Below are 14,868 nucleotides of genomic sequence, written 5' to 3' on the forward strand. Positions count from 1 at the left end.
AACAGGGAGGATATCGATCATGGCTGGAAGGCTTGCAGGCAAGGTCGCGCTCGTAACCGGGGCGGCATCGGGGATCGGCCGGGCCACGGCGGTGCGGCTGGCGGAGGATGGCGCGAGCCTGATCCTCGCCGATCTCAACCGCGCCGCGCTCGATCCGGTGGCGGCCGAAACCGGCGGCATCCCGATCGCCTTCGACGCGGGCGATACGCAATCCTGCCGCGATCTCGTGGCGCAGGCGATCGCGGCGGCCGGGCGGATCGACATCCTCGCCAACATCGCCGGCATCATGGACTGGGGGCCGATGGCCGATTTCGAGGACGACCGCTGGGAACGGATGCTGCGCATCAACCTTTCCGGCGTGTGGCACCTGAGCCGAGCGGCCATGCCCCATCTGGTCGAAAGCCGGGGGACGATCGTCAACATGTCCTCCGCCGCCGGCCTGGTCGGCATCCCCTACACCACCGCCTATTGCGCGGCGAAGGCCGGCGTGGTCGCGCTCACCAAATCGCTGGCGATCGAATTCGCCGCCGCCGGCGTGCGCGTGAACGCCATCTGCCCGACCGGCGTGAAGACGGCGATGCACGGCAGCGTCGCCCTGCCCGACGGCGTCGACATGGCGCTGGTGATGCGCAATTCGCCCAAGCTGGGCGATCTGTGCGAGCCGGAGGACGTGGCGGCCGCCGTCGCCTTCCTCGCATCCGACGACGCGCGCAAGATCACCGGCATCGCGCTGCCGGTCGATGCCGGGCAGACGGCGGGGTAAGGGCGATGGCGGCCGTCAGCTTCGACTTTTCCTGCCGGCGCGTGCTCGTGACCGGCGCCACCAGCGGCATCGGCGCGGCGATCGCGCGGGCCTTCGCCGATGCGGGGGCGGAGGTGATCGCCACCGGCACCCGCCCTTCGGCCGGCGATTATGCCGATCCGCCACCCGGCGAATATCGCCGCTTCCTGCTGGGCGATGCCGCCAGCACCGATGCGCTGATCGCCTCGATCGACCGGCTCGATATCCTCGTCAACAATGCCGGCGCCACCGGCCATCCGGAGGATTTCGCCGCCGCCGTCCAGACCAACCTCACCGGCGTCCATCGCCTCACCACCGGCCTCGCCTCGCTGCTGGAGGCGAGCGACATGCCCGGCGGCGGCGCGGTGGTGTCGATCGCATCGATGATGGCGGTGTTCGGCAATTCGATCTTCCCCGGCTACAGCGCCGCCAAGGCCGGGCTGCTGCTGCTGACGAAATCGCTGGCGCAGGGCTGGGGCGGGCGCATCCGCATCAACGCCGTCGCCCCCGGCCCGGTGCGCACGCCGATGACGGAACGCTATGCGGACGACCCCGCCTACGGCCCCGCCACCGCCGCCCGCATTGCGCTCGGCCGCTGGGGCGATCCGCAGGACATTGCGGGGCCGGTCCTGTTCCTCGCCAGCCCGGCCGCCGCCTTCATCACCGGCGAATGCCTGGTCGCCAGCGGCGGCTATATGATCGCGGAGGCGTGAGGGGCGGAACCGGGGCCGCAAGCGCAAGCGCGGGGTGATGGCGGCGGCCCCTCGTTCCCTTCTTCGTCATTCCCGCCTTCGCGGGAATGACGAGGTTTTTGGGGCCGGGGCGCGCCGGACGGGCGACCTCCGCATCGACCAGCGCGAAGGGGGTGCCCCGACGAAGGGACGTTGCCCGCCCCTCAAACGGCCTCCGCCGCCACCGCCCCGCGCCGCTCGCGGCCGATGGCGAAGGCGGCGAGCGCGAAGCAGGCGGCGGCGATCGCGAAGCCTGCCATGTGCGCGCCCACGGCGAGGCCGTAATTGCCCGTCACGTCGCGCAGCCAGCCGGCCAGCGGCGCCATGCCGAACAGGAAGGGCACGGTGAGCAGGCCGGACAGGCCCATGACGCGGGCGAAGGCGGCGCGGCCGAACAGATGGTTCACCAGCACCGACTTGGCGGTGATGAAGCCGCCGCCGCACATGCCGATGACGACCGCGTCGAGGATCAAAACGCCATAGCCCACCGGCAGGATCAGGATCATCCACACCGCCGCCTGCACCACGCAATTCAGGATCAGCGCCGCGCCGCCGCCGAAGCGATCCGCCAGCCAGCCGAACAACAGCGATCCGGCGATGCCCGTGCCGCCGGATATGGCCGAAAGCAGCGCCGCCTGCTCCAGCGTCCAGCCCCGTTCGGTGACGAGGGGGACGAGGTGGACCATCTTCGTCACGCCCGCGCCCACCGCGAGGCCCGATCCCACCACCGTCAGCAGGAATACCGGCATCACCAGCAGCGACAGCATCGGCACCGGCCGGGCGGCGGCGGCCTGCGCGGCGGCGATCGGCCCGTCCGCGCCATAAGGGCGCTCGCCGATCGCTTCCGGCCGGTCGATCACCAGCCACAGCAGCGGCAGGATCGCGGCGTGCAGCGCCGCCAGCGCGATCAGCACGCCCTTCAGGCCCAGATAAGGCAGCGCCCAGGCGGTGGCGAGCGGCACCGCCATCACCATCAGCGGCATGTTGACGATGCCCAGCATCACCCCCTGCCGTTCGGCATACCAGTTGGTGACGAGGGTGGCGTTGGGCAGCATCCCCATCATGGCGATGCCCGGCCCGATCATCAGCCCGTATATCGCCAGCACGGCGATGCCCGAGGGGGCGAGCGCCAGCGCGACATAGCCGGCGGCGAGCAGGACCGCCCCCAGCATCAGCGTGTAGCGGATGGTGAGCCGGCCGATCAGCGCGCCGATGATCGGCGCCATCAGCCCGCCCGCCAGCACCACCAGCGACAAGGGCAGCGAGACCATCGCCCGCGACATGCCGTAGGTGCGTTCGAACTCGTGGAGCAGCGGCCCGAAGGCGCCATAAGTCGGCCCCACCGCCAGATTCTGGGCGATGAAGGCGATCGCCACCATCCGCCCGCCGGAAAAATGCGGGGCCGGCCCGCTCACGCCGCCGCCTCCGGCCCGATCTCCAGCATCACCTTCACCGCATCCGGCCGGCACTGCGTTTCGAACGCCTCGCCGATCGCGGACAGCGGCAGGCGGTGCGATATCAGCGTGCGGCGATCGACGGCGCCGCTGCGCATCAGCTCCAGCGCCTCCACCAGCTCCTCGGGCGCATAGCCGTTCGATCCCAGGATCGCCGGCTCCTTCTGGATGATCGGCCCCATGTCGATGGTCATCGCCCCTTCGAATCCGCCGAAGCAGATGATCCGCCCGTCCCGGAGCGCGATCAGGCGCAGCGCCGTCTCCAGAGGCGGCGGGCCGGCCATGTGGGCGATATAGCCGGCGCAGTCGAACACCACGCCGATATTGGCGGAAATGCCGCGATACCCCTCCTCGGTGCCGCAGACCGCCGCGACCTGGGCGAAGACATCGCCGTCGCGCGGGTTGACGATATCGGTCGCGCCGATTTCCAGCGCCTTGTCCAGCCGCGCCTGCTGCACGTCGATGGCGACGATCCGCCCCACCGGAACGCCGCGCGCGCGGATCGCCTGGATCACGCCCAACCCGATGATGCCGACGCCGAACACCGCGACATTCTCGCCATCGCGGATCGCCGCCTTGCGCACCATCTGCAAGCCATCGGCCATGGGCTCGGTGGTCGCGGCCTCGGCGAAGCTCACGCCATCCGGCATCGCGACGAGCTGATAGGGATTGGCCGGCACCGCCACCCGATCGGCCATGCCGCCGCCCAGCCCCGTCACGCCCACCACGCGCTGGCCGAGCTGCCAGCCCTCGACGCCCTCGCCCAGCGCCGCGATGCGGCCGGCGAATTCGTGACCCGGCACCGTATAGCCTTCGGGCGTCCGCCGGGTCAGCCGGTCGCGATAGCTGTCGTTACGATACATGTGCAGATCCGATCCGCAGATGCCGCATGCCTCCACCGCGACGATCACCTCGCCCGGCGCGGGCATGGGCGGGGTCGCGTCGCTCCGCATCCCGATATGGCCGGGCGCGGTGAAATCGGCTGCCTTCAAGGGCTCTCTCCATCCCTCGCCGCCTTCTGCGGGCGGCCTTCCTCGGACCGGCAGATTTTCACATCCCGATCATGCCGGCAAATTATATTTACAGTGTGTAACGTAATTAATATCGTCCACAGGAACCAAAAGGAATCATCGAGGGGACGAGAGATGCGCAAGGTGAAGCTGCGGGCGGGGATTTTCCTGGCGCCCTTCCATCCGCTGGACGAAAATCCCACGCTGGCGCTGGAACGCGACCTCCAGCTTGCGGTGGATGTCGAGAATCTCGGCTTCGACGAATTCTGGTATGGCGAGCACCATAGCGGCGGCTACGAGCTTTCGGCCTCGCCCGAACTGATGATCGCCGCCGCCGCCCAGCGCACCAAGCGCATCCGCCTGGGCACCGGCGTGGTATCGCTGCCCTATCACAACCCGCTGATGACGGCGAACCGCATCGCCCAGCTCGATCATCTGAGCTTCGGCCGCCTGATCTTCGGCGCCGGCCCCGGCCTGCTGGTGTCGGACGCGCACATGCTGGGCCTCGACGCCACCGACTCGCGCCGCAAGCTGGACGAGGGGCTGAGCGTCGTCACCCGCCTGCTGGCCGGCGAATGGGTGACGGAAAAGACGAGCTGGTATGACCTGCGCGACGCGCATTGCCAGCTTCTCCCCTATAATCGCGACCTCGAGCTGTGCGTGGCGAGCACCTTCTCGCCCAATGGCGGCAAGCTCGCCGCCAAATATGATGCGGGCATGCTCTGCCTCGCCTCCACCATGTATCAGGGCTTCGACGCGCTATCGATCAACTGGCAGATCGCGCAGGAAAGCTCGGCGAAGCTGGGCCGCACCATGTCCCCCTCGCGCCTCCGCTGCGCGACGGAGATGCATATCGCCGAAACCCGCGACAAGGCGATGGACCAGGTCCGCGCCGGTTACGAACGCTATCTGCAATATATCAAGAACCAGTCCGAGCAGCTGCCCGATTCGCCCGCGCACCTGACGCTGGAGGACCTGATCGAGCGGCAGGAGATCGTCGTCGGCACGCCGGACGATGCCATCGCCCAGATCCGCCGGCTGGAGGAGAAGGTGCCCGATTTCGGCTGCCTGCTGCTGCTGGAGAAGAACTGGTCCGCGCCGCACCATCTCCGCCGGTCGCTGGAGATGTTCGCCCGCTACGTCCTGCCGGAAATCAACGGCGACAACCAGGCGCGGGTCAGGAGCTTCGACTGGTGCCGCGAGAAGCGCGACGACTTCATCGAGACGATCATGACCGCCAACCAGAAGGCGTTCGCCCAGCATGCGGCCGAAACCGCCGGCGAGGCGGCCTGAACGCCGGCCGGACCGGAGCCGAGGTGGCGGCGGCCGGGCGGCGGCGATAGGGAGCGGCGGATGAGCCAGCCCTCCCCCGCCGCCGATCCCGGCCGGCCCCGCCGCGGCCGTCCGCGCAACCCGGAAACGGATGCCGCGATCCTGGCGGCCGCGCGCCACATCCTGGCCACGCGCGGCTTCGACGCGCTCAGCATCGAGGCAGTGGCCCAGGCGACCGGCATCTCCCGCGTCTCCATCTACCGCCGCTGGGCGAGCAAGGCACACCTCACCAGCGAGATCGCCAATGGCGGCGAGGGGCGGCTGCCCGACGTGATCGCCGAGCAGGGCGTGGAGGCGGAGATCCGCGCCCTCGTGCGCCAGCTTTACGATCGCTATGCCGAACCCGCCATCGGCGCGGCGGCGATCGGCATGATCGTATCCTACCAGCGCGAGCCCTCGCTCCGGGAGGAGCTGCACAGCCCGCTCGAATCCGATGCCCGCGCCCAGCTCCGCTCCATCGTCGCGCGCGGCAAGGCGCTGGATCTGGTGCGCGAGGAGGTGGATGCCGACGCCCTGTTCGACATCGCCGTCGGCACCACGCTGTTCCGCCTGCTCGTCAGCACCGAGGCGCCGGGCGCGTCCACCGCGGATGCGATCGCCGATATCGTGCTGAAAGGCGTGGCAAAAGCGCCGGCCTGAACCGCCCGCCCCAAGGCCCCGCCGCGCCGCCCTTCCGCACCGCGCCGTCGCGGCCATCTTGACGCCATCGCCAACTCGTCCATTCTGCCAAAAAAGGCCATAGGAGAGGGCCGGCATGAAGGCGAAACGCAGCTTTCCCCACGGGAGCGCGACTGCTCTGGCGCTGGCGCTTGCCGGCATCACGGCGATGACGGCGGCGGCATCTCCGGCGGCGGCCACGGCGCGGCTTCCCGAAAATCCCGGCGCGGCCCCCGCCGTGCTGCACGGCGACGATATCGACGGCTTCACCGCCGTCCTGCAGGATGCGGGATACAAGGCGCGCATCCGCACGCGGGAGGACGGGCAGCGTTATATCGACAGCGCCGCCGGCGGGGTGAGCTTCACCGTGAACTTCACCGAGTGCGAGGGCGCCAAGGGCTGCCGCGGCATCCGCTTCCTCGCCTGGCTGACCCGCCCGCCCACGCTGGATGCCAAGGCGGTGAACGAGTGGAACGAAGGCTATCGCATGGCCCGCGCCGCGATCGACGCCGACGACGATCTCGTCCTCGATTATTATATCTCGCTGGTCGGCGGGGTCAGCGCGGCGAACTTCCTCGACAGCTTCGACTGGTGGACCACGCTGGTCGGCGATTTCCGGGGCTTCGTGGAGGATAAGGGCACCAAGGCCCTCGAGCCCACCAAGCCCGACACCCGCCGCGATTTCAGCGCCACGGAGCATGGCGGCACGGGCTGAATCGCCTCGCCGCCAGGAACCTAGCCGATCTCCAGAAAGCGGAGATTGTTGGTCAGGCGTTCCACCCTGCAACTATCCCCGGCATCGATCGCGTCGGCGATCGAACCCCAGGCGGCCGCGCTGTTCCTGCACCGCATCCGCGTTTCGTGATGGGCGGCGGCCAGGGCTTCCCGCGCCGCGCGCGAGGCCCAGGCCCGATAGTCGATCCGGCAGGTCATGAGCGTCAATCTTGCTTGCGCGGCGGCGACGGGGCCTCGGCCATGCGGCGGGCATGATAGGCGGCGGCAAGCTGTTCATGGGCGATGCGGGCGCTGGAATGGGTAGCGGCGCGGGCGGCCGTGATCGAGATTTTCTCACGCGAAAGCAGATAGTCCGACAGGCTCGGGACGGTCATGATGCGACTCCTCGGGCAAGCGGGAGCGCGCATTTGTCTCTCAGTCGTCGGATGCCTGCTGGGACTCGGGCCGGCGATGATCCCTGATATACCCTTTGGGGGTAAGACGCGAATCCGCGTAGGGGCGAGAGGCGTCGCGGCAGGGCCGCGACGATGCCCGCTTTCGCGGGGCCTGGGGGTAGCTTGTTCATCGACAGCCAGAGTTCACGCCTGACATCGGCCCTGGCGACCCTAAGGCGCGGCGCGGCCTTCTTCGGGGACGGGCTGCGCACGGCGAAGGGCGGCGGCGCGCGGAGCCCGGTTTCCTTGCCTCCCGGTTCGGTGGGCGTGGCGGGCCGCTGCGACCATAAGGTGATCGGCAACGGCCTGCGCGAGCTGGACCGGTTCCTGAGCGTGCTGATCGACGAGGTGGCGGGCGCCCTGCCGCCGCGCCACGTCGACACCGGCAGCCTCGCCCGGCAGCGCAACACCCCCAACAAGCTGCGCGCCCTCCATACCGCCATGGGCCGGCCCAGCCCGGATCATGATCGCCTGCGCGCGATCGGCCGGTCCCGCGATTGCCTGTTCTATTGCGACGGCATCGTCACGCGCAGCGACAGGCGGCATGGCGGGACGATGACGGTGGGCTGGCCCTGCGGGGAACATGCCGGCGGCCTCGGCAGAAGCATCGCGATCGGCGAAAGGCTGGTCGTCACGCCCGCAAACCTCGTCTGGATTTCCGCCTTCTACGATCGTCTGGCCATGGATCTGGTGGCGGCAAGTTCCGGCCGGCCGGGGGCCTTGGTTGATATGGACGCCGATTTGGCCTATATGCAGTCCTGCTAACGTCGCCTGCGACGGAACTTGAAGCCCGAGAGGCTGATTCTTCCTTATCTCGCTACCTGGCTCCGCCGGCATGTCGCCGGTGGGATCACTGTGTTTTCGCGAAAGGAAAACATCATGCCGATCGGCACCGTAAAATTCTTCAACGCCGACAAGGGCTATGGCTTCATCGCCCCCGAGGACGGCTCGGGCGACAGCTTCGTCCACATCACCGCGGTCGAGCGCGCCGGCATGGCGACGCTCAACAAGGACCAGCGGCTGAGCTACGAGCTGGAAACCGACCGGCGCGGCAAGCAGTCGGCCGTCAACCTCCAGCCGGCCTGAACGCCGGGCGGAGCGATCCGCCGGCCTTGACGGACGCTGCGTGATTTCGGGCCGGACGGATCAACCCGCCGGCCCGCAAATCGCGGAGCGATGAAGGACAGGCCGGTCCCGATCCGGTTCAGACCGGACGGGGACCGGCCCTTCCCGATGGACGACCGGCAACCGGCCGCAAGGCTGGCCCGGTCGACGCCGGGATGGCGGACGGAAAGCGGCATCGCCGCGACCGGCCCGCCCGCGCGCGATCCCCCGATCGCCGCCGCCTGCGCCCGCAGGCGCACCCATGATGCGGCGAAACCGTCGCCGCCTTCCCCCAATCGAACAATTTGCGCGGACGATCCGCGCCCAGGAATTTATGCAATCCGATATGATTCACCCGTCGGCCATTCCGGCCGGCAACCAGCCGATGGCGCCCGCATTCCCGATGGAACATCCCCGGATGGCGGCCCGCAAGTCGGCCCATCTCAGCCGGCGCGAACTGCGCCGGATCGTCGCCGATATCCTCGGCTGACACTGACGCGAGGCCGCCCCGGCCGCCTGCCGGATCAATCCCCGGCGAAGATGTCGGGGACCCAGGCGACGCCGTTGATATGGGCGCCGCCATCCACGAACAGCGTGTTGCCCGTCAGATAGCGGGCATCCTCCCCCGCCAGGAACAGCACGACGCCGCCAATGTCCCGTTCGGGATCGCCCATGCGGCGCATCGGGTTGGCGCGCGCGGCCCCGGCGGCGACCTCCGGCTGATATTGCGCGAACTGGCGGAAGGCGGACGAGATCGCCGCCGGGCAGATGATGTTCGCGCAGATGCCGAAGGGCGCCCATTCCCGCGCCGCCGACCGCGTCAGCGCACGGAGCGCTTCCTTGCCGACATTGTAATCGGCCGTGCCCATATGGGCGTTCACGCCGTTCAGCGACGCGACGTTGACGATCCGGCCCCAACCCTGTTCGCGCATGGCGGGATAGGCCGCCGTCATCGACCATTTCGCCGCCATCAGGTTGATGTCCAGCGAGGCGCGGAAGCGATCGTCGTCGAGATTTTCGATGCGGTCCGGCACGCCGCCGCGATAGGCGTTGTTGACGAGGATGTGGATGCCGCCGAAGCGGCCGATCGCCTCCGCCACCGCGCCTTCCATTTCCTCCCGGCGGGTCACGTCGCAGCGGACGAACGCGGCCGTCCCGCCGGCGGCGCGCACCTCCGCCTCGGCCGCGCGGCCCTTTTCGGCATCGAATTCCGCGATCACCACGGCTGCACCGGCCGCCGCCAGCCGGTTCACGATCCCCCGCCCCACGCCATCGCCGCCGCCCGTCACCAGCGCGACGCGCCCCGCCAGATCCGCCATCCCATGCTCTCCCTGCTATATGATCTTTTGAAAAAGGCGCGGCGGCCGGGATCAGGATCGGCAGGCTATCGCCGCGCGAATTCCTGCGGCGACATGCCGGTGCGGCGGCGGAAGGCGGTGGAAAAGCTGCTCGGGCTGGAAAAGCCCAGCAGATAGGCGATCTCCTTGAGCTGCCGGTCGCCAGCGCGGATCATCGCCTCGGCGCGGGCCTGCCGCGCATCCTCCACCGCATCGGACAGGGTGGTACCGGTCGAGGCCCGCCACGCGCGCGAAAGGTGGCGCGGGCTCAATCGCACCAGCGTGGCAAGCTCGCTCACCGTCGGCGGCTGGATATCCGCCTCGGCGATGCGCTCGCGCACGCGGTTGAGCTGCCAGCCCGCCAGCCCGCCGCGCGCCGGCTCATCCTCCTCGCCCAGCCGGCCGAGGCCGCGCGCCAGGTCCACCGCCAGCAGCGTCGTCAGGCCGTCCAGCAGGAAGGCGCTCGCCATGCCCGGCCGCGCCAGCTCGTCGGCGATGCGGCGCATCGCGCCCGCCACCTCGGGCTGGCGCACGTCCAGCAGCGCGCGCTGCACATGCGGATCGGCGGGATCGATATCCAGGTCCGGCCCCTCGCCGCCGCCGGGCGCGCGATCCCGGAACATCACGCGCAGGAAGCTCTGGTCGCCGCCCAGCCCGCGCGTTTCCAGCCGGGTCCCGGCGGGATGGAACAATATGTCGCCCATCGGCAGGAAATCGGCGCGCGGCGCGGCGTAGCGCCCTTCCTTGTGGCCGTGCGGCGGCGCGAGGTTCAGGCTGATCGTCGGCGCCTCCTCGCACAATGTCAGCTCGAAGGGCGTCGGCCAGTGGATGCGGCACAGGTCGATCGCGGCGGTCGCCGTGTCCGCATGGGCTGCGATCTTCCAGTCGGCGTCCACCGCCATCGCTCTCCTCAGTCGACGACCTTGCGGTTGGTCTCGCCCCAATAGGCGGTCATCCGCACGATCAGCCCGTCATCGTCGAATTCCATCACGTCCAGCGTCTCGATCTCGACCTTGACGGGATAGTTTACCGGCCTGGCAATATAGGCGGCCGCGCCATAACGTCCAACCACGCGCACCGCGCCATCCAGCGTCAGCAATATGCCGCCCTGCATCGCATCGAATCCCGCCTGGAAGAAGGCGCCGATCCCGGCATGGCCGTGCTTCTCGCCGGTGCCGATCGGGTCTTCGATCACCGCGTCCGGGTGGAACAGCGCCAGCACGCCCGGCAGATCGGCGGCGCCCATCCGCTCGCCATAGGTGCGCATCACGTTGCGGATATGATCGGGGCCCGGCCCCTCGGTCGGCGCCTGGATGAAATCGCTGGAACTGGCTTCGGCCATCATGCTCTCCTGTCCTGTGCGTCCCGGTCGTGCCGGGATCGTCATTCTTGTGCCGTCCCTTTCCGGCCCGCGTCAGCCATGGAGGCTGACGGATCCGGGCAATCGCTTCACCGCCCGCGCGGATCGCGCGGATGCATCAGCCCGCGCAGGATCACCGACTGGCTCGCCGTCGCCATCAGCGTGCCGTCCTCGGCGAACAGCAGCATCTCGCCATGGCCGAAGCCGTCGGCGGCGCCGTGGACGCGGATTTCGCACTGCACCCAGCCGGTCGGCACGATCTGGAGGAAGCGTATGCCGTTATCCAGGCTGTTGGCGCCGAAATCGGCGGTGCCGTCCGACAGGGCGTTGCCGATCGAAGCCGGCACGAAATCGGCCATGATCGCCAGCATCGGCCGGTCGATCGCCGCATCCGCCGCCGCGCCGGCGGGCCTGATCCAGAAGACGAGATGCCCCGCCTCCTCGACCGCGGCATCCCAACCCTTGGCGATGCGCACGTCGAGGCGCGAATACATGTCGTCGGGCGCATAGCCCCAGCGCAGCGGCATGCGCGGGCAATCCTCCGGCCGGGGCACGCGCGCCGGCTTCACGAACTGCACGCGCGGCGCATCGGGCCGGGCGCCCAGCGAAAGGCCGGCGCGCAGCACCTGGCCGTCCCGGCCTTCGGCCATCACCTGCGCCTGGCTGGTATAATGGCCCTCCACCATCGGCACGACGTGGAACTCCACCTCCGTGCCGCGCGGCGCATAAGCGAGATATTGCGCACTCGCCCACACCACGGCGCGGCCGGTGGTCCGCTCGGCCGCCTCCACCGTCGCCCCCAGCCCGACGCCGCCGAACATGAAGGAGGTTTCGGGCGGCCCCACCGTCAGCCACGGATCGATCGCCAGCCGCCAGCGCCGGGGGCCGTCGCCGGGCACGAGGGTGAAGAAGCCGGCCATCGCCGCTCAGGCGCCCGCGGCCACGCCCCCGGCCGGGGCCGCCTCCGCCTTCACCCGGTCCTTCAACGCGAACTTCTGCACCTTGCCCGATGCGTTGAGCGGCAGGCTTTCCACCACCTCCACGCTCCGGGGCGCCTTGTAATTGGCCATGTTGGCCTTGGCCCAGGCGCAGATCTCCGCCGGATCGGGGTGCGCGCCGGCGACGGGGATGACGAAGGCCTTGCCCACCTCGCCCATCCGCTCGTCCGGCACGCCGATCACGGCGGCAAGCGCGATATCGGGGTGCTTCTGCAGGATCTTCTCGATCTCCGCCGGATAGCAGTTGAACCCGCCGGAGATATACATGTCCTTCATCCGGTCGGTGATCATCAGCCGCCCGTCCTCGTCGAAGCGGCCGACGTCCCCGGTGTGGAGCCAGCCTTCGGCGTCGATCGCCTCGGCCGTGCCCTCCGGATCCTCGAAATAGCCGATCATCACGTTGAAGCCGCGCACCTGCACCTCGCCCTCCTCCCCGGCGGGCAGGATGCGGCCATCGCCGTCGGCGATGCGCACCTCGATGCCGGGGATCGGCTTGCCGCACGTCCGCGCGACGACGTCCGCCGGATCATGCGCGTCGGAAAGGGAGACGGTGCCGCAGGTTTCCGTCAGGCCATATCCGGTCAGCACCGTCTCGATGCCGATATCCTTGCGCATCCGTTCGATCAGCGCCGGCGGGATCGATGCGGCGCCGGTGATGGAAAGCCGCAGCGAGGACAGGTCCGCCCCGCCGATGTCGGTCGCGAGGATCGTCTGGAAGATGGCGGGCGGCCCCGGCAGCATGGTGATGCGGTGGGCGGAAACCAGGTCCACCAGCTTCGGCACGTCCAGCGTAGCCAGCGGATAGATGGTCGCGCCCGTCATCAGGCAGGGCAGCCACCCCGCCTTGTAGCCGAAGCTGTGGAAGAAGGGGTTGACGATCAGGTAGCGGTCATCGTCCCGCAGCCCCACCGACTGGGTCCAGATGCGGAAGGTGCGGCACGTCTGCCCGTGGCCGCTGATAACGCCCTTGGGATCGCCGGTCGTGCCGGATGTGAACATGATGTCGCTGGGGTCTTCGGGCGTCACCGCGTCGACGCGGGCATCCGTGCCGGCATCGGGGGTGGCGGCGGCCAGGAAGGCATCCCATTCGGGGCCGAAGGTGATGACGCGCTCCAGGTGCGGCAGGTCCTCCGCCGCCAGCATCGCGCGATAATCGTTGCCGATGAAATTATCGACGGTCAGCACCCAGCGCGCCCGCGCGCGGTTGAGAATGAAGGCCGCCTCGCCGCCCTTCAGCCGGGTGTTGAGCGGCACGACCACGCAGCCCGCCGCCTGCGCGCCCACCGCGCCCACGATCCAGTCGAGCCGGTTGGGCGCCCAGATGGCGACGCGATCGCCCTTTTCCAGCCCGGCGGCGATGAAGCCGGCCGCCGCCTTGCGGATCGCTTCCCAGAGGGCGGCGAAGCTGATCGTCCGCTCGCCATCGACCACGCCGGCCTTGTCGCCGAATCGGGCCGCGGCCTCGCGCGCGACGCCGGGTATCGTCTCCATCAGCACCTCTTCCACCCTCTTCTTCGATATGCGTAGCCCCTTACGACATTCTCTACGCATATTGCCTGTTGCTTGCCGCTTCGCTTCATCTATCGTGATTCCATTGTCAACGAAACCCGGTAAGGTGGGGGGAGAAGAAATTGGCCGAGCGGCGTCTGCGCTTCGACGACAAGGTGGTGCTGGTAACGGGCGGCAGCCGCGGCATCGGCCGCGATATCGTGCAGGCCTTCGCGGATGTAGGCGCGAAGGTCGTCACCTGCGGCCGCAATCCGCCGGAAGAGCCGATTCCCGCCGCCTTCCACGCCTGCGACGTGCGCAAGGCCGATCAGGTGCAGGCGATGCTGGACGCGATCGGGGCCGAGCATGGCCATGTCGACATCGTCGTCAACAATGCCGGCGGATCGCCGCAGGTGGATGCCGCGAAGGCCAGCCCGCGCTTTTCCGAATCGATCATCGCGCTCAACCTGCTGGCGCCGCTGCATGTGAGCCGCGCCGCCTATGACTGGCTGGTCAACGCGCCCGGCCAGGCATCCATCATCAACATCGCCAGCGTCTCGGCCATCCGCCCCTCGCCCGGCACCGCCGCCTATGCCGCCGCCAAGACCGGCCTGATCGGCCTCACCCGCAGCCTGGCGCAGGAATGGGCGCCCAAGATCCGGGTGAACGCGATCATCGCGGGGCTGATCGGCACGGAGGATGCCGCCGCCACCTACGGATCGGACGATATCCAGCAGGCGATCATCGCCAACCAGCCGATCGGCCGGCTGGGCACCGGGGAGGATATCGCATCCGCCTGCCTGTTCATGGCGTCCGACCATGCCGGCTATGTCAACGGCGCCGCGTGGGAAGTGGACGGCGGGGGCGAGGTGCCGCCCTTCTTCTCGATCCTCAAGGCCAACGGCCTTGTCTGAGGCAAAGTCCGAGGCCAACAGGTCGGCCGGCCCCCGCGCCCGCATCGCCGCGCTCAACCATGTCGGCCTCACCGTCGCCGATCTGGATCGCTCGATCGCCTTCTACACATCGATCTTCGACGTGGCGGTGCACGGCCCCTGGGACCGCACCGGCCCCGGCCTCGGCAAGGTCACCGGCTATCCCGGCTGCTCGGTGCGGCAGGCCTTCCTCGATTTCGGCCGGCGGGACCAGCTGATCGAGTTGCTGGAATATACCAATGGCGGCACGGTGGTGGACCCGGCCAACGGCAATGCCGGCGCCGCCCATTTCGCGGTGGTGGTGGAGGATGTGGACGCGCTCTACGCCGATCTTTCGGCGCGCGGCCACCGCTTCGTCTCGCCGCCGATCACCACATCGCCCAACCCGCTCTTCTGGGGCCGCGTGACCTATCTGATCGATCCCGATGGCTTCCGGGTGGAGCTTTATCAGCCGCTCGAGGCATGATCCGGGCTTGGCGGACATGCCGGGCCGCGTCTAAGATGAATATGATTCA

General features: G+C 69.0%; 19 protein-coding genes. 10 read left to right on the forward strand and 9 right to left on the reverse strand.

Annotation, left to right across the window (positions count from 1 at the left end; all coding sequences use genetic code 11):
- Positions 1-19: 19 nt before the first annotated feature.
- Complete coding sequence (locus G432_RS04675) at positions 20-763, forward strand: SDR family NAD(P)-dependent oxidoreductase (protein WP_015457669.1); 744 nt, start codon at positions 20-22, stop codon at positions 761-763.
- 5 nt (positions 764-768) lie between these two features.
- Positions 769-1,494 (forward strand): SDR family NAD(P)-dependent oxidoreductase, encoded by a 726-nt coding sequence (locus G432_RS04680; RefSeq protein ID WP_015457670.1) that lies wholly within the window; start codon positions 769-771, stop codon positions 1,492-1,494.
- A gap of 182 nt (positions 1,495-1,676) precedes the next feature.
- Here G432_RS04680 and G432_RS04685 read toward each other — a convergent pair whose 3' ends face one another.
- A complete protein-coding gene (locus tag G432_RS04685) occupies positions 1,677-2,927 on the reverse strand; it encodes an MFS transporter (RefSeq protein WP_015457671.1) in 1,251 nt (416 codons plus the stop codon).
- Positions 2,924-3,958 carry a zinc-dependent alcohol dehydrogenase gene (locus G432_RS04690; protein WP_015457672.1) on the reverse strand — a complete coding sequence of 345 codons (1,035 nt, stop codon included), beginning with the start codon at positions 3,956-3,958 and terminating at the stop codon, positions 2,924-2,926. Before G432_RS04690 ends, G432_RS04685 begins: the two co-directional genes overlap by 4 nt.
- Before the next feature lie 153 nt (positions 3,959-4,111).
- Here G432_RS04690 and G432_RS04695 point away from each other — a divergent pair, with 153 nt between their 5' ends.
- From G432_RS04695 to G432_RS04705, 3 genes are all read left to right on the forward strand, one after another.
- Positions 4,112-5,269, forward strand: coding sequence for an LLM class flavin-dependent oxidoreductase (locus G432_RS04695; protein ID WP_015457673.1), 1,158 nt, complete (start codon positions 4,112-4,114; stop codon positions 5,267-5,269).
- 60 nt (positions 5,270-5,329) lie between these two features.
- Entirely contained in the window at positions 5,330-5,947 is a 618-nt protein-coding gene (locus G432_RS04700; RefSeq protein WP_015457674.1) for a TetR/AcrR family transcriptional regulator, read from the forward strand.
- 115 nt (positions 5,948-6,062) lie between these two features.
- Positions 6,063-6,680: a YbjN domain-containing protein gene (locus G432_RS04705; RefSeq protein ID WP_015457675.1), complete on the forward strand. Its 618-nt coding sequence runs from the start codon at positions 6,063-6,065 to the stop codon at positions 6,678-6,680.
- Between the two features lie 20 nt (positions 6,681-6,700).
- Here G432_RS04705 and G432_RS04710 read toward each other — a convergent pair whose 3' ends face one another.
- Complete coding sequence (locus tag G432_RS04710; protein WP_144061986.1) at positions 6,701-6,907, reverse strand: hypothetical protein; 207 nt, start codon at positions 6,905-6,907, stop codon at positions 6,701-6,703.
- Positions 6,904-7,074, reverse strand: coding sequence for a hypothetical protein (locus tag G432_RS23635; RefSeq protein ID WP_187294029.1), 171 nt, complete (start codon positions 7,072-7,074; stop codon positions 6,904-6,906). Before G432_RS23635 ends, G432_RS04710 begins: the two co-directional genes overlap by 4 nt.
- A gap of 183 nt (positions 7,075-7,257) precedes the next feature.
- On the opposite strand from G432_RS23635, the gene G432_RS04715 reads away from it, so the two are divergent.
- The 3 genes from G432_RS04715 to G432_RS23640 all read left to right on the forward strand — a co-directional run bounded on the left by G432_RS04715 (position 7,258) and on the right by G432_RS23640 (position 8,728).
- Positions 7,258-7,899, forward strand: a complete 642-nt coding sequence (locus G432_RS04715; RefSeq protein ID WP_015457677.1) for a hypothetical protein — start codon at positions 7,258-7,260, stop codon at positions 7,897-7,899.
- Positions 7,900-8,013: 114 nt separating this feature from the next.
- Entirely contained in the window at positions 8,014-8,220 is a 207-nt protein-coding gene (locus tag G432_RS04720; protein ID WP_015457678.1) for a cold-shock protein, read from the forward strand.
- Positions 8,221-8,584: 364 nt separating this feature from the next.
- The gene (locus G432_RS23640; protein WP_170112627.1) at positions 8,585-8,728 is read left to right on the forward strand and encodes a hypothetical protein; all 144 of its coding nucleotides are present in this window, start codon (positions 8,585-8,587) and stop codon (positions 8,726-8,728) included.
- A 34-nt stretch (positions 8,729-8,762) separates the two neighbouring features.
- Here G432_RS23640 and G432_RS04725 read toward each other — a convergent pair whose 3' ends face one another.
- From G432_RS04725 to G432_RS04745, 5 genes are all read right to left on the reverse strand, one after another.
- Entirely contained in the window at positions 8,763-9,557 is a 795-nt protein-coding gene (locus G432_RS04725) for an SDR family NAD(P)-dependent oxidoreductase (RefSeq protein WP_015457679.1), read from the reverse strand.
- 65 nt (positions 9,558-9,622) lie between these two features.
- Positions 9,623-10,477 (reverse strand): helix-turn-helix domain-containing protein, encoded by an 855-nt coding sequence (locus G432_RS04730; protein WP_015457680.1) that lies wholly within the window; start codon positions 10,475-10,477, stop codon positions 9,623-9,625.
- An 8-nt stretch (positions 10,478-10,485) separates the two neighbouring features.
- Entirely contained in the window at positions 10,486-10,920 is a 435-nt protein-coding gene (locus G432_RS04735; RefSeq protein WP_236626851.1) for a nuclear transport factor 2 family protein, read from the reverse strand.
- A 104-nt stretch (positions 10,921-11,024) separates the two neighbouring features.
- The gene (locus G432_RS04740; RefSeq protein WP_015457682.1) at positions 11,025-11,855 is read right to left on the reverse strand and encodes an acyl-CoA thioesterase; all 831 of its coding nucleotides are present in this window, start codon (positions 11,853-11,855) and stop codon (positions 11,025-11,027) included.
- Between the two features lie 6 nt (positions 11,856-11,861).
- Positions 11,862-13,424 carry a FadD3 family acyl-CoA ligase gene (locus G432_RS04745; protein WP_051128806.1) on the reverse strand — a complete coding sequence of 521 codons (1,563 nt, stop codon included), beginning with the start codon at positions 13,422-13,424 and terminating at the stop codon, positions 11,862-11,864.
- Between the two features lie 140 nt (positions 13,425-13,564).
- Between G432_RS04745 and G432_RS04750 the strand changes: the two genes are divergently transcribed.
- Both G432_RS04750 and G432_RS04755 read left to right on the forward strand, forming a co-directional pair.
- On the forward strand, positions 13,565-14,335 hold the full coding sequence (locus tag G432_RS04750; RefSeq protein WP_015457684.1) for an SDR family oxidoreductase: 771 nt from the start codon (positions 13,565-13,567) through the stop codon (positions 14,333-14,335).
- Positions 14,328-14,819, forward strand: coding sequence for a VOC family protein (locus tag G432_RS04755; RefSeq protein WP_015457685.1), 492 nt, complete (start codon positions 14,328-14,330; stop codon positions 14,817-14,819). The genes G432_RS04750 and G432_RS04755 overlap by 8 nt, the downstream gene beginning before the upstream one ends.
- Positions 14,820-14,868: the final 49 nt, after the last annotated feature.

The organism is Sphingomonas sp. MM-1 (assembly GCF_000347675.2).
GTDB classification, from domain to species: domain Bacteria; phylum Pseudomonadota; class Alphaproteobacteria; order Sphingomonadales; family Sphingomonadaceae; genus Sphingomonas_E; species Sphingomonas_E fennica.